This window comes from Pseudomonas sp. P1_F7 (assembly GCF_056405655.1).
Genome location: NZ_JBFUBR010000016.1, coordinates 61,499 through 75,332, shown reverse-complemented (window position 1 = coordinate 75,332; position 13,834 = coordinate 61,499). Strand labels below are relative to the sequence as shown.

The 13,834-nt window shown below is 58.9% G+C and carries 14 protein-coding genes; 11 read left to right on the top strand and 3 right to left on the bottom strand.

Translation table 11 applies throughout. The annotated features are described in order from the left end of the window. The first annotated feature begins 40 nt into the window (after positions 1–40). The 6 genes from ispF (at position 41) to rpoS (ending at position 5,164) form a co-directional block, all read left to right on the top strand. Positions 41–514, top strand: coding sequence for a 2-C-methyl-D-erythritol 2,4-cyclodiphosphate synthase (ispF, locus tag AC1D1M_RS23555; RefSeq protein ID WP_007970721.1), 474 nt, complete (start codon positions 41–43; stop codon positions 512–514). Then, positions 511–1,569, top strand: coding sequence for a tRNA pseudouridine(13) synthase TruD (gene truD / locus AC1D1M_RS23550; protein ID WP_477777455.1), 1,059 nt, complete (start codon positions 511–513; stop codon positions 1,567–1,569). The genes ispF and truD overlap by 4 nt, the downstream gene beginning before the upstream one ends. Then, positions 1,557–2,306, top strand: a complete 750-nt coding sequence (surE, locus tag AC1D1M_RS23545; protein WP_477777454.1) for a 5'/3'-nucleotidase SurE — start codon at positions 1,557–1,559, stop codon at positions 2,304–2,306. Before truD ends, surE begins: the two co-directional genes overlap by 13 nt. 41 nt (positions 2,307–2,347) lie before the next feature. Beyond that, positions 2,348–2,983 (top strand): protein-L-isoaspartate(D-aspartate) O-methyltransferase, encoded by a 636-nt coding sequence (locus AC1D1M_RS23540; RefSeq protein WP_177323574.1) that lies wholly within the window; start codon positions 2,348–2,350, stop codon positions 2,981–2,983. 210 nt (positions 2,984–3,193) lie between these two features. Further along, the gene (locus AC1D1M_RS23535; protein WP_477777453.1) at positions 3,194–4,051 is read left to right on the top strand and encodes a peptidoglycan DD-metalloendopeptidase family protein; all 858 of its coding nucleotides are present in this window, start codon (positions 3,194–3,196) and stop codon (positions 4,049–4,051) included. A 105-nt stretch (positions 4,052–4,156) separates the two neighbouring features. Beyond that, positions 4,157–5,164, top strand: coding sequence for an RNA polymerase sigma factor RpoS (rpoS, locus tag AC1D1M_RS23530; protein ID WP_007970728.1), 1,008 nt, complete (start codon positions 4,157–4,159; stop codon positions 5,162–5,164). Positions 5,165–5,635: 471 nt separating this feature from the next. Here the strand turns inward: rpoS and fdxA are convergent, their stop codons facing one another. Together fdxA and mutS are read right to left on the bottom strand one after the other, a co-directional pair. Next, positions 5,636–5,974 (bottom strand): ferredoxin FdxA, encoded by a 339-nt coding sequence (gene fdxA / locus AC1D1M_RS23525; protein WP_477777452.1) that lies wholly within the window; start codon positions 5,972–5,974, stop codon positions 5,636–5,638. A gap of 142 nt (positions 5,975–6,116) precedes the next feature. Beyond that, positions 6,117–8,696 (bottom strand): DNA mismatch repair protein MutS, encoded by a 2,580-nt coding sequence (mutS, locus tag AC1D1M_RS23520; protein WP_477777451.1) that lies wholly within the window; start codon positions 8,694–8,696, stop codon positions 6,117–6,119. 209 nt (positions 8,697–8,905) lie between these two features. On the opposite strand from mutS, the gene AC1D1M_RS23515 reads away from it, so the two are divergent. The 5 genes from AC1D1M_RS23515 to recX all read left to right on the top strand — a co-directional run bounded on the left by AC1D1M_RS23515 (position 8,906) and on the right by recX (position 12,394). Continuing rightward, positions 8,906–9,640 carry a LexA family transcriptional regulator gene (locus tag AC1D1M_RS23515; protein WP_477777485.1) on the top strand — a complete coding sequence of 245 codons (735 nt, stop codon included), beginning with the start codon at positions 8,906–8,908 and terminating at the stop codon, positions 9,638–9,640. 175 nt (positions 9,641–9,815) lie between these two features. Next, complete coding sequence (locus AC1D1M_RS23510; RefSeq protein ID WP_477777450.1) at positions 9,816–10,157, top strand: phage holin family protein; 342 nt, start codon at positions 9,816–9,818, stop codon at positions 10,155–10,157. A gap of 118 nt (positions 10,158–10,275) precedes the next feature. Next, positions 10,276–10,776: a CinA family protein gene (locus AC1D1M_RS23505; protein ID WP_046041286.1), complete on the top strand. Its 501-nt coding sequence runs from the start codon at positions 10,276–10,278 to the stop codon at positions 10,774–10,776. Between the two features lie 83 nt (positions 10,777–10,859). Next, on the top strand, positions 10,860–11,918 hold the full coding sequence (recA, locus tag AC1D1M_RS23500) for a recombinase RecA (protein WP_477777449.1): 1,059 nt from the start codon (positions 10,860–10,862) through the stop codon (positions 11,916–11,918). An 8-nt stretch (positions 11,919–11,926) separates the two neighbouring features. Then, the gene (recX, locus tag AC1D1M_RS23495; RefSeq protein WP_477777448.1) at positions 11,927–12,394 is read left to right on the top strand and encodes a recombination regulator RecX; all 468 of its coding nucleotides are present in this window, start codon (positions 11,927–11,929) and stop codon (positions 12,392–12,394) included. A 44-nt stretch (positions 12,395–12,438) separates the two neighbouring features. On the opposite strand, the gene AC1D1M_RS23490 is transcribed toward recX, so the two are convergent. Beyond that, positions 12,439–13,557 carry an LOG family protein gene (locus AC1D1M_RS23490; protein WP_477777447.1) on the bottom strand — a complete coding sequence of 373 codons (1,119 nt, stop codon included), beginning with the start codon at positions 13,555–13,557 and terminating at the stop codon, positions 12,439–12,441. Positions 13,558–13,834 lie beyond the last annotated feature (277 nt).

The window sequence follows — 13,834 nt, the reverse complement described above, 5'->3', positions numbered from 1 at the left end:
AGGTAGAATCACGCCCTGACAAAAATCGGGGCGTTTTTTTATGCGTATTGGCCACGGCTATGATGTGCACCGTTTCGCTGAAGGCGATTTCATTACCCTGGGCGGCGTGCGCATTGCACACAGCTTCGGGCTGCTCGCTCACTCTGACGGTGACGTCCTCTTGCACGCCTTGAGCGATGCCTTGCTCGGCGCCGCGGCGCTGGGAGACATCGGCAAGCATTTCCCGGATACCGACCCGCAATTCAAGGGCGCCGACAGCCGTGCGCTGTTGCGTCACGTCGTCGCACTGGTCCATGCCAAAGGCTGGAAAGTCGGCAACGTCGATAACACCATCGTCGCCCAGGCGCCGAAAATGGCCCCGCATATCGAATCGATGCGCGCGCTGATTGCCGCGGATCTTCAAGTAGAGTTGGATCAAGTGAACGTGAAAGCTACCACCACCGAAAAGCTCGGCTTTGTCGGTCGCGAAGAAGGCATTGCCGTGCACTCCGTTGCCTTGTTGCTGCGCGCATGAACGAACTGCAATTGCTCGGCCCGCGTGCCTATGGCGAAGCCCTTGGCACGGCGGTATTGAAGGCGATCGCGGAAGATTTCCAGGTCGATGAAGTCCTTGATATTCCCCTGAGCGGCGACGGCGAGCACCTGTGGATCTGGGTGGAGAAGCGCGGTCTGAATACTGAGGAGGCGGCACGGCGGATCGCTAAAGCTGCCGGCGTGCCACTGCGCACCGTCAGCTATGCCGGGCTCAAGGATCGTCAGGCGCTGACGCGCCAGTGGTTCAGCGTACAACTGCCGGGCAAGGCCGACCCGGATTTGTCCGCGGCAGAAAACGACACGCTGAAAATCCTCAAGACCAGTCGGCACAAGCGCAAGCTGCAACGCGGTGCCCACTCGGCCAACGGCTTCACCTTGCGCCTCACCCAGTTCGCTGGCGACAAGGCCGCTATCGAAGAGCGCCTGCAACTGATCGTCAAACACGGCATCCCCAATTATTTCGGCGCACAGCGCTTCGGGCATGACGGCGGCAACGTGGTCGACGCCCGTGCCTGGGCCGCACGCAAGGCCTTGCCGGAGCAGCGCAATGTGCGTTCGCGTCTGCTCTCGACCGCCCGCAGTTTTCTGTTCAACCAGGTGTTGGCTGCGCGTGTTGCTGATGGCACCTGGCAGCGCGCCCAGGTCGGTGACCTGCTGGCGTTCACCGATAGCCGCAGCTTCTTTCCGGCGGGTGAGGCCGAGTGCAGCGACCCGCGCCTGGCGATTCTCGATCTGCACCCGACCGGTCCGCAGTGGGGCGAAGGTGACTCGCCGGCCACGGGCGTTGTCCATGAACTGGAGCAGGCCATCGCCGCACGCGAAGCGGATTTGCGTGACTGGTTGATCAACGCCGGTATGAGCCACGAACGTCGCATCCTGCGGCTGCCCATTGGCGGGCTGACGTGGCATTATCCCGAGCCTGACATTCTGCAACTGGAATTCATCCTGCCGGCCGGATGCTTCGCCACCGTATTGGTGCGTGAGCTTGTTGATCTGGTGCCGGTGGGGCAGACGGACAGCCCATGCGTATTCTGATTTCTAACGACGATGGAGTAACCGCACCCGGTCTCGCCGCGCTTTATGCTGCGCTGGCAGATTACACCGAATGCGTGGTTATCGCCCCGGACCAGGACAAAAGCGGCGCCAGCAGTTCGCTGACGCTGGACCGTCCGTTGCACCCGCAAACCCTGGCCAACGGCTTTATCAGCCTCAACGGCACGCCAACCGATTGTGTGCACCTGGGCCTCAACGGCCTGCTGGAACGGGAACCGGACATGGTGGTTTCCGGGATCAACCTGGGCGCGAACCTGGGGGACGATGTGCTGTATTCCGGTACGGTGGCGGCAGCACTTGAGGGGCGTTTCCTGAAACACCCTTCGTTTGCCTTTTCGTTGGTCTCACGCCAGGTAGATAACCTTCCCACAGCTGCCTATTTCGCGCGCAAACTGGTCGAAGCCCACGCTGACCTGGATCTGCCACCGCGTACGGTACTGAACGTGAACATTCCCAATTTGCCGCTGGACCGTATCCGCGGTATCCAGTTGACCCGCCTGGGCCATCGCGCCCGCGCCGCGGCACCGATGAAAGTGGTGGATCCGCGGGGCAAGTCCGGTTACTGGATCGCGGCTGCCGGGGATGCCGAGGACGGTGGTCCGGGTACCGATTTCCATGCGGTGATGCAGGGTTATGTTTCGATCACGCCGCTGCAACTGGATCGCACGTTCAATGATGCCTTCAGAAGTCTGGACGGCTGGCTGGAGGGACTGCGCTGATGGGTCGCGAACAAGACGATATGCTGCGTCGCGGCATCGGCATGACCTCCCAGCGAACCCGGGAGCGACTCATCCAGCGCCTGTACGAAGAAGGCATCTCCAATGCCAGGGTGCTGGAGGTCATTCGCCGGACCCCGCGTCACCTGTTCGTCGACGAAGCGCTGGCGCACCGTGCCTATGAAGACACCGCGCTGCCGATTGGTAATAACCAGACCATCTCCCAGCCATATATGGTGGCGCGCATGAGCGAGTTGCTGCTGGAGGCCGGTCCCCTCGACAAGGTGCTGGAGATCGGCACCGGGTCGGGTTATCAGACGGCGGTGCTGTCGCAACTGGTCGAGCGTGTGTTCTCGGTCGAGCGCATCAAGGTTCTGCAGGATCGGGCAAAGGAACGCCTGGTGGAACTGAACCTGCGCAACGTGGTGTTTCGCTGGGGCGATGGCTGGGAGGGCTGGCCGGCACTGGCGCCGTACAACGGGATTATCGTCACCGCGGTGGCGACCGATGTGCCCCAGGCATTGCTTGATCAGTTGGCACCGGGAGGGCGAATGGTGATCCCGGTCGGGTCCGGCGAAGTCCAGCAATTGATGCTGATCATCCGCGAGGAGCAGGGTTTTTCCAGGCATGTTCTGGGGGCTGTACGCTTCGTGCCATTGCTCAATGGGCCACTGGCCTGAGCATTTGTTTCGGCACGCTGAATTCTCTTCGATTGCCTTTGTCTTACAGCGGCGTCGTTCGGTTGAACGGGATTCATCGTCCGGTAGCAAACGTGTGCGCGACACCGATTCGCCACATTAAAGGTAAAGCGTGCACGGCCCGTTATACTTGCGACAGTTCATGCCGGACTCCGGTATTTCACATTTCAGCCACCACAGAGGGAGCGGCGGGTGAGTCTCACAGTCATTGCGCAGCGTATGAGTAAAACGAGCTTTCAGCGCCTGGTGACTGGCCTTGTCTTGAGCACCTTGCTGGTCGGTTGTTCAAGCAACAAATCCAGCGATGTTCGCGTCCTGGACCGCAACAATGCCGCGGCCCAGCGCCCGGCCGTAACCACCGGACAATACGTCGTTCGGCCCAAGGACACCCTGTTCTCCATCGCCTTCCGTTACGGCTGGGACTACAAGGCCCTGGCTGCACGTAACAACATTCCTGCGCCTTACACCATCCATCCGGGTCAGACGATTCGCTTTGATGGTCGTACCGATTCAACGTCGACGGCGGTGGTCAGTTCGTCCAGTTCAACACCTTCGTCGTCGAGTAAAACCACGGTCATCCGTCGTCCGGTAAACGGTGCGACCACCAGCACAACGACGGTTTTACCGTCCGTCGCCAACAAGCCAGCACCCGCTCCGTTGCCTCCTCCCGGGCCAGCCCCGACGGGCTGGGGATGGCCATCTAATGGCATTCTGATCGGGAAATTCTCTTCAAACGGTAGTTTGAATAAAGGAATTGATATCGCCGGAGATTTGGGACAGCCTGTTTTAGCTGCGTCTGATGGGACGGTGGTGTACGCCGGGAGTGGCTTAAGGGGCTACGGCGAATTAGTGATCATCAAACACAGCGAAACTTACGTCAGTGCCTACGGACATAACCGCAGGCTGTTGGTTCGGGAGGGGCAGCAGGTCAAGGTCGGACAGACAATTGCCGAAATGGGGTCAACGGGTACAGACCGGGTGAAACTGCATTTTGAAATTCGCCGCCAGGGTAAACCTGTAGATCCGCTGCAATTCCTGCCACGTCGTTGATCGCTTACCAGCCTGTTCCGTCGCGTAGAGGGGACAGGCTCCAGCGTTGCCAGGGATGAAGGCGCCGCTTGAGCTTGAGGTCGAACTCACCAAAGGACTATAACAATGGCTCTCAGTAAAGAAGTGCCGGAGTTTGACATCGACGATGAGGTTCTCCTGATGGAGAGCGGCATCGATACGGATTCGATGTCGAATGATGAAGGGGCGGCTCCACCTTCCGTTCGTGCCAAATCCAAACACTCCGCATCGTTGAAACAACACAAGTACATTGACTACACGCGGGCACTTGATGCCACGCAGCTGTATCTCAATGAAATTGGTTTCTCTCCCCTGCTGTCGCCCGAAGAAGAAGTTCATTTTGCGCGCCTGTCGCAAAGTGGCGATCCGGCCGGGCGCAAACGCATGATTGAAAGTAACCTGCGGCTGGTGGTGAAAATCGCCCGACGCTACGTCAATCGTGGGCTGTCGCTGCTGGACCTGATCGAAGAGGGCAACCTCGGCTTGATCCGGGCGGTGGAGAAGTTCGATCCGGAACGCGGTTTCCGCTTCTCGACCTACGCGACCTGGTGGATTCGCCAGACCATCGAACGCGCAATCATGAATCAGACCCGGACCATCCGGCTGCCGATCCATGTGGTCAAAGAGCTGAACGTGTACCTGCGGGCCGCGCGGGAACTGACGCAAAAACTCGACCATGAACCCTCACCCGAAGAAATTGCCAACCTGCTGGAAAAACCGGTGGGAGAGGTCAAGCGTATGCTCGGCCTTAACGAGCGGGTTTCTTCGGTCGACGTCTCGCTGGGGCCGGATTCGGATAAAACCCTGCTCGATACCCTGACTGACGACCGTCCAACCGATCCATGCGAATTGTTGCAGGACGACGACCTGTCCCAGAGCATCGATCAATGGCTCTCGGAACTGACCGACAAGCAACGCGAAGTGGTTGTACGCCGCTTCGGCCTGCGTGGTCATGAAAGCAGCACCCTTGAAGACGTAGGCCTGGAAATCGGCCTGACCCGGGAACGGGTCAGACAGATTCAGGTGGAAGGCTTGAAGCGGCTGCGCGAGATCCTGGAAAAAAATGGTCTGTCGAGTGAGTCGCTGTTCCAGTAAGGCACTCACTGCGATGGCATGAAAAACCCCGACTGGCTCGGGGTTTTTTATTGCCTGGCCAGAAGACCGAATCCCCTCGGGATTTTGGTTTCGTGCTGTAAGCCTTGGCTTACTCTTGCGTAAGTGTTCGTTATTTTTACACTCTGGCAGTCGTCCATGTTGAACGCTGATTGTCTCTATCTTTTTGATTTATATAGCTATTTTTTATTATTAATGACGTGTGACAGCTGGATTTCGCGCCAAAGGGCGATTGATCCAGGCGGGGAAAGGTCTAGTATTCAGGTTGTGTCGATGGACAGACACGTCCTTCAAGGATGAGGGAAATGGACATCGCAGGACGCGATTCATCAGGACGATGAAAAGGAACACAGGGAATAGGGAAAAAATGTGGGCGGGTCAAACCGCCCCTTTTTTTGCCTGCAGAAAAGCAAAAAGGCCCTTGTGGGGCCTTTTTCGCGAACGCGGGGGTAATCAGCGTTCGAGGTCTTTGAGCTTGCTGCCTACAGATTTGTTGATGATGCGATCAAAGTCTTCTGCATCAGGCATCGAATCTTTCTTCTCGGTGATGTTTGGCCAGATATCGGCCAACTCAGCGTTCAGCTCGATGAAGTTTTCCATGCCGGCCGGAACCTCATCTTCGGAGAAGATAGCCACGGCAGGGCATTCAGGTTCGCACAGCGCGCAATCGATGCACTCATCCGGGTGAATCACCAGGAAATTCGGGCCTTCGTAAAAGCAGTCCACCGGACAGACTTCTACGCAGTCGGTGTACTTGCACTTGATGCAGTTGTCGGTGACGACGAAGGTCATTTCTAATTTTCTCCTCAGGCGCGGCTTGCTGCGCCCCTTCTCGTAGGGGTCGCCAGGTTCGGGAGCGATAGTCTGCTGGCCAGGCTATTAGCCAGCAGCATCCCAAACCGCGCGAGATTCTAACAGCTTGCAAGCCGCTGCGTTAGATCCGTGTCTTTAGTGTATAGAGCATTTCGAGAGCACGACGTGGCGTCATGTCGTCCAGATCGAGTTTGGCCAGGTCATCCAGCACCGGGTGCGGCAGGCTGGCAAACAGGTCGCTTTGCAGCGGTGCGGCCGGTTTGCCTTTGGCCGGTGCCGGTGTTTCATGGGGCAGGGCGGTGTCTTCCAGGCGGCTCAAATGCTCGCGAGCACGGGTGATGACTTCACTCGGTACGCCCGCCAGTTGCGCAACGGCCAGGCCATAACTTTGGCTGGCCGGCCCGGGCAGCACGTGGTGCAGGAACACGATGCGTTCATTGTGCTCGGTGGCATTGAGGTGCACGTTGGCCACCAGCGGCTGGGCTTCCGGCAGGACGGTCAGTTCAAAGTAGTGGGTGGCGAACAGCGTGTAGGCACGCAGATGCGCCAGGCGCTCGGCCGCCGCCCATGCCAGGGACAGACCGTCGAAGGTGCTGGTGCCGCGCCCGACTTCGTCCATCAGCACCAGGCTGCGCTCGGTGGCGTTGTGCAGGATGTTCGCGGTTTCGCTCATTTCCACCATGAAGGTCGAACGCCCGCCGGCCAGGTCATCGCTGGAGCCGATCCGGGTGAAGATGCGGTCGACCAGCGACAATTCGCAACTGGCTGCCGGCACGAAGCTGCCGATGTGCGCCAGGAGCACGATCAAGGCGGTCTGACGCATGTAGGTGGATTTACCGCCCATGTTCGGACCGGTGATCACCAGCATGCGGGTGTTGTCGTCCAGGCTCAGGTCGTTGGCCACGAACGGCGTGGTCAGCACTTGTTCGACCACCGGGTGGCGACCCTGGGTGATGCGCATGCACGGTTCACTGACGAAGCGTGGGCAGTTCAGGTCGAGGTTCAGCGCGCGTTCGGCCAGGTTGCTCAATACGTCCAGCTCGGCCAGGGCGCCGGCGGTGTCCTGTAGCGGTGGCAGCTGGCTGATCAGGTCTTCGAGCAGCGCTTCGTACAGCATCTTCTCGCGGGCCAGGGCACGGCTCTTGGCTGACAGTGCCTTGTCTTCGAACGCCTTGAGTTCCGGCGTAATGAAACGCTCGGCGCCTTTGAGCGTCTGGCGGCGAATGTAGTCGGCCGGTGCCGATTCCGCCTGCTTGCTTGGCAGCTCGATGAAGTAGCCGTGGATGCGGTTGTAACCGACCTTCAGGTGCGACAGGCCGGTGCGGGCCTTTTCCCGTGCTTCGAGGTCGATCAGGAATTGCCCGGCGTTTTCGCTCAGCGACTGCAGTTCGTCGAGTTCGCTGTCGTAGCCGGTTTTCAGCACGCCGCCGTCACGAATGACTGCGGGCGGATTGTCGATGATGGCTTTTTCCAGCAATGCCGCCAGTTCCGGGTAGGTGCTGGTGATGGTGGCGAGTTGCTGGAGGTGCGGGGCTTCGAGCTCCGTCATTGCCACTTGCAGTTCGGGCAGTGCGCCGAGGGCGTCACGCAAACGGGCGAGGTCGCGCGGGCGGGCATTGCGCAGGCCGATCCGCGCAAGAATCCGCTCGATGTCACCGATTTCCTTGAGCTGCGGTTGCAGTCTTTCGAAGCGGTAACCGTCGAGCAGGCAAGTGATCGAGGTCTGACGCGCCAACAGCACCGTCAAATCGCGCAACGGGCGATTCAGCCAGCGGGTCAGCAGGCGGCTGCCCATGGCGGTCTGGCAGCGGTCCACCACCGATTGCAGGGTGTTGTCGCGGCCGCCGGCCAGGTTGGTGTCGAGCTCCAGGTTACGACGGCTGGCGCCATCGAGCACCACGGTGTCGTCCAGGCGCTCATGACGCAGGCTGCGCAAATGAGGCAGGGCAGTACGCTGGGTTTCCTTGGCGTAGGCCAGCAGGCAACCGGCGGCGCCGATCGCCAGGGTCAGGTTTTCGCAGCCAAAGCCCTTGAGATCCTGGGTCGAGAATTGCTGGCACAGGCTTTTGAGCGCCGAATCGCGCTCGAAATCCCACGGTGCACGGCGACGCACACCGCGGCGTTTTTCCGCCGGCAAGTCCTTGGGCCAGTCATCCGGGATCAGCAGTTCCACCGGGTTGACCCGCTCCAGTTCCGCCAGCAGGTTTTCCCAACCCTTGATTTCCAGCACGCTGAAGTTGCCGCTGGTGATGTCCAGCACCGCCAGGCCGAACAGGCGCTCATCGCCCAGGACGGCGGCGATCAGGTTGTCCCGACGCTCGTCGAGCAGCGCCTCGTCACTCACCGTCCCCGGCGTGATGATGCGCACGACCTGCCGCTCCACCGGCCCTTTGCTGGTGGCCGGGTCGCCGACCTGCTCGCAGATCACCACCGACTCGCCAAGCTTCACCAGTTTTGCCAGGTAACCCTCGGCGGCGTGGTAAGGAATCCCGCACATCGGAATCGCTTGGCCAGCCGACTGCCCGCGGGCGGTCAGGGTGATGTCCAGCAACTTGGCGGCCTTCTTCGCGTCTTCATAGAAGATCTCGTAGAAGTCGCCCATGCGGTAGAACATCAGCTGGTCCGGGTGCTGGTTTTTCAGGCGCCAGTACTGCTGCATCATCGGGGTGTGGGAGGACAGGTCGGAGACGGCTTTATTCATCGGATTGTCAGGAAGCTCGTTGAAAGAGGTGGGGTAAAAGCGGGGCAATGGCCGGGCTTTTCCGCGATGGGCGCAAGGTTACCATGGGCGGTCTGCCCGACGCAGGCGCCACGGCCGGATGACATCTTTTACGATGTAAAAATCATGTTATGCATCGATTATGCAAATCGGCATTGTCTTCTTCGAGAAGAGCAAGCACTATGCGCGTTATGCAAAAACGCAACGTATCAACTGTATTAAGAGCATTGCTCGATCAGCACGGGATCTCCCCTACGGAGCTTCACCGTCGTACCGGCGTGCCTCAATCCACGCTCTCGCGTATTCTCAGCGGGAAGATCGTCGACCCTTCGGACAAACATATTTCGAAGATCGCCGAGTATTTCTCCGTGAGCACCGACCAATTGCGTGGCCGCGAGGACGTCGCGCCTGCCGCTAATGCCGGGCGTGCTCCAGTGCATTTGGAACTCAAGGATATAAGTCTGTGGGACGACGATACCCCTGTCGATGACGACGAGGTGTCGGTTCCCTTTCTTCGCGAGGTTGAATTGGCCGCAGGATCAGGAAGATTCGTTATCGAAGAAAGCGAGCGCTCTAGCCTGCGTTTCGGAAAACGAAGCCTGCGCCATAACGGTGTGCAGTTCGACCAAGCCAAATGTGTGACAGTGCGGGGTAACAGCATGTTGCCGGTACTGCGCGACGGCGCCACGGTCGGGGTCAATGCCGGCAAGTGTGGCATTGGCGATATCGTTGACGGCGATCTTTATGCAATCAATCACAACGGCCAATTGCGGGTGAAGCAGCTGTATCGCCTGCCGTCCGGGATTCGCTTGCGCAGCTTCAACCGCGACGAGCATCCGGACGAAGATTACACCTTTCAGGAAATCCAGGAGGAGCCAATTGTTATCCTCGGACATGTCTTCTGGTGGGGTATGTACGCCCGCTAACACCCATCCGTTCAGATAAAACCCGCTTCCCGAGCGGGTTTTTTTCGTGTGCTGAAAGCATTGGATCGTCTTCTTTTTAATGCGTTAATGCATTGACTCGATATGCATAAATGCATAGTCTTGTCGCCTATCTATTCAAGAGCGCGGCGTGACCGTTCACTCAAGGAGGCATGAAATGACCGCTGAGCAATATGCGTTGCTGGACATGCCGCTTTGGCTGGTCATCATCCTGCCAATACTCGGTGGCGTTACCGGTGAGATGTGGCGTGCCGATAAAGAGGGTGTTCGTGGCTGGCCCCTTGTCCGGCGTCTGAGCCTGCGGTCTGGCTCCAGCATGATCTGCGGCGCCTCGGTCATCATGCTGCTACACGCCGCCAATGTCTCCATTTGGGCTGCCTGTGCGGGTGGTTGTTTAGCGGCGATGGCCGGGACAGACGTGGTTTTAGGGCTGTATGAGCGTTGGGCGGCCAAGCGCATGGGTATCGGTCATGCTCCGTCCGGTGACGTGGAAGATTGATTCCCCGACAGGCCTTTTCCAGAGCCTCTGGTTCTTTACATTTTGATCGGTCCCGTCGCTTGCAAGTGCGGTCTGCTCGTGTACGGTTAACCTCATCCCGCCCGATCAGGAGATGACCGTGAACGAAATCACCCAGCTCGCCGCCGAACTTGGCAGACGCCTGCAGGTTCTCAATGCCCACGTCACCACGGCGGAGTCCTGCACCGGCGGAGGCATCGCCGAGGCAATCACCCGTATCCCCGGGAGTTCGGCCTGGTTCGAGGCCGGTTATGTCACCTACTCCAACCGGCAGAAAACCCTGCAACTGGATGTCCCGGTGGAGTTGTTCACCACCGTGGGCGCGGTCAGTCGCGAGGTGGTCGAGGCCATGGTCCGGGGGGCGCAGAAGAAAAATAGCGCGTATTTCTCCGTGGCGGTCAGTGGCATCGCCGGTCCGGATGGTGGAACGGCGAACAAGCCGGTTGGCACGGTCTGGCTGGCCTGGGGCGTTGGAGACCAGGTGTTCTGTGAGCGGCAGCACTTCCCGGGTAATCGCGACGACGTCCGCCGACAAACGGTGAGGGCCGCGCTAGAGGGGCTGCTGCGGTATGCCGCGGCAGAAATCTCAAATCAGGGGTAGGCGATCCGGAATCGCTGTGGAATAATACTGGCTACTTATACAGGTGTTGGCCGTCAGGCCTTATTGATTACGTGAGGACTTTAATGGACGACAACAAGAAGAAAGCCTTGGCTGCGGCCCTGGGTCAGATCGAACGTCAATTCGGCAAGGGTGCCGTAATGCGTATGGGCGATCAGGACCGTCAGGCGATCCCGGCCATCTCCACTGGCTCTCTGGGTCTGGACATCGCTCTCGGCATCGGCGGCCTGCCAAAAGGCCGTATTGTTGAAATCTACGGTCCTGAATCTTCCGGTAAAACCACGCTGACCTTGTCCGTGATCGCCCAGGCTCAAAAAGCCGGCGCGACCTGCGCATTCGTCGACGCCGAACACGCCCTCGACCCTGAGTACGCCGGCAAGCTGGGCGTCAACGTCGACGACCTGCTGGTTTCCCAGCCGGACACCGGCGAGCAGGCCCTGGAAATCACCGACATGCTGGTGCGTTCCAACGCGGTTGACGTGATCATCGTCGACTCCGTGGCCGCCCTGGTGCCAAAGGCTGAAATCGAAGGCGAAATGGGTGACATGCACGTGGGCCTGCAAGCCCGTCTGATGTCCCAGGCGCTGCGTAAAATCACCGGTAACATCAAGAACGCCAACTGCCTGGTGATCTTCATCAACCAGATCCGTATGAAAATCGGCGTGATGTTCGGTAGCCCGGAAACCACCACCGGTGGTAACGCATTGAAGTTCTACGCTTCGGTTCGTCTGGACATCCGTCGTACGGGCGCGGTGAAAGAAGGTGATGAAGTCGTCGGTAGCGAAACCCGCGTCAAGGTTGTGAAGAACAAAGTGGCTTCGCCGTTCCGTCAGGCCGAGTTCCAGATTCTTTACGGCAAGGGCATCTACCTCAACGGTGAGATGATCGACCTGGGTGTTCTGCACGGTTTCGTTGAGAAGTCCGGCGCCTGGTATGCCTATGAAGGCACCAAGATCGGTCAGGGCAAGGCCAACTCGGCCAAGTTCCTGGCAGACAACCCGGAAGTCGCGGCAAAGCTCGAGAAGCAACTGCGTGACAAGCTGCTGTCGCCTGCATCGGTTGCGGATGCCAAAGCTTCTGTGGTCAAAGAGACCGAAGACGACCTGGCTGACGCTGATATCTGATCGAAGCGATGACCGCCGTACTCGATACACTCGTCGCGGTGCGGCGAACCGCAATGGACCTGCTCGCACGGCGCGAGCACGGTCGTGTCGAGCTGACGCGTAAACTGCGTCAGCGCGGCGCCATTCCCGAAATGATCGAAACAGCACTCGACCGGTTGACGGAAGAGGGGTTGTTGTCCGAAACCCGTTATCTCGAAAGTTTCGTTTCCTACCGCGCCCGTTCCGGTTATGGCCCTTTACGCATTCGTGAGGAGTTGAGCCAGCGCGGTCTGCAGCGCACCGATATTGAACTCGCCCTGCGTGAAAGCGGTATCGATTGGCGCGAGCAACTGGCCGATACCTGGCGGCGCAAGTTCTCCGGGCAATTGCCGACGGACGTCCGGGAGCGAGCCAAGCAAGGCAGGTTCCTGGCGTATCGGGGATACTCCATGGAAATGATCAATCGCCTGTTCAGCGGTCGAGGGATGGACGATTGAACTGAAACGGCCCGCTATTTCGATAGCGGGCCGTTTTTTATGCCTCACGAAACCTTTGACGGCTCCCGGGTGCGTTGTTGTACCTGGGGTTTTGATTGTGCCCAGTTTTCCGGCAGGTTGATGTAGTCCACAAGCTCGCGCAGACGACCATGATTGCGGGCGTTGAAGTTGAAGACCAGCCGAGCCAGATGGCTGAACTCGGCTTCGTCATGTTCCTCACTACTGTAAGCGTGTTGATGGAAATGATCGCTCAGGCACAGGTCGGCGAAAGCCTCCTGCATGTATTCGAGTGCGTGGTCGCTCAGTGTGTGATTCATGCGAATCAGGAACTGATGCTTGAGCCAGCGACTGGACTGGAAGTTGCTGTAGAACTGATTGATGTGCTCTACCGCTTCTTCGACGTTGTAGACCAGTTTCACCAGCTTCATGTCAGTGGGCAGGATGTACTGGTTTTCCTCCAGTTGCTGGTGGATGAAGTCCAGTGCGCCTTGCCAGAATTTGCCGCCCGGCGCGTCGAGCAGCACCACGGGCACCAATGGACTCTTGCCGGTCTGGATCAACGTCAGCACTTCCAGTGCCTCATCCAGCGTACCGAAGCCACCCGGGCACAGCACCAGGGCATCGGCTTCCTTGACGAAGAACAGCTTGCGGGTGAAGAAGAAGTGGAAGGGCAGCAGGTTGGTCGTGCCGTCGACAGTGGGGTTGGCATGCTGCTCGAAGGGCAGGGTGATGTTGAAGCCCAGGCTGTGTGTCAGGCCGGCGCCTTCATGGGCGGCGGCCATGATGCCGCCACCGGCGCCAGTGATCACCATCATGTCCGAGCGCGTCAGAGCGGCGCCGAGTTCCCGGGCCATGCTGTAGAGCGGATGTTCCACGGGGGTACGGGCCGAGCCGAAAACAGTGACCTTGCGCCGCCCTTTGAATTGTTCGAGCACGCGGAAAGCCTGTTCCAGTTCGCGCAGGGCTTGCAGGGTGATTTTGGCATTCCAGCGATTGTGATCTTCCTGGGCCATGCGCAGCACGGTCAGGATCATGTCGCGGTAGATCGGGATGTTCGGGCTGTTGGGTGAAATCAGCTTGAGCTGTTCTTCGACCTTGCTGATGAGGTCGTGGCCGCTTTCTTCAAAATGACGGCTCAGGAGGTCATTCGGTTGGTAAGGCATTCAACTTCTCCTTCTGCACAGAACCCTCGGCCCGACAACGAAAGTCGGTGCCACGACACTTCATGTGTCGCTGTCTGCCCAGGCCCATGCCTGGGCGACCTTACTCGACCCGAAAGGCATCGGATCATCCAAACAGGCTCTGTTTTCCCTAGGATGGAAAAAACGTTCGCACTACACGACAAGCGACGGCCAGCCCCTTTCCAGCCTTGAAGAAGTATAGGTGGATACCCTGAAATCCAGACCTTCAAAGTGATTTGTGCTGCGTTGATCATTGCGC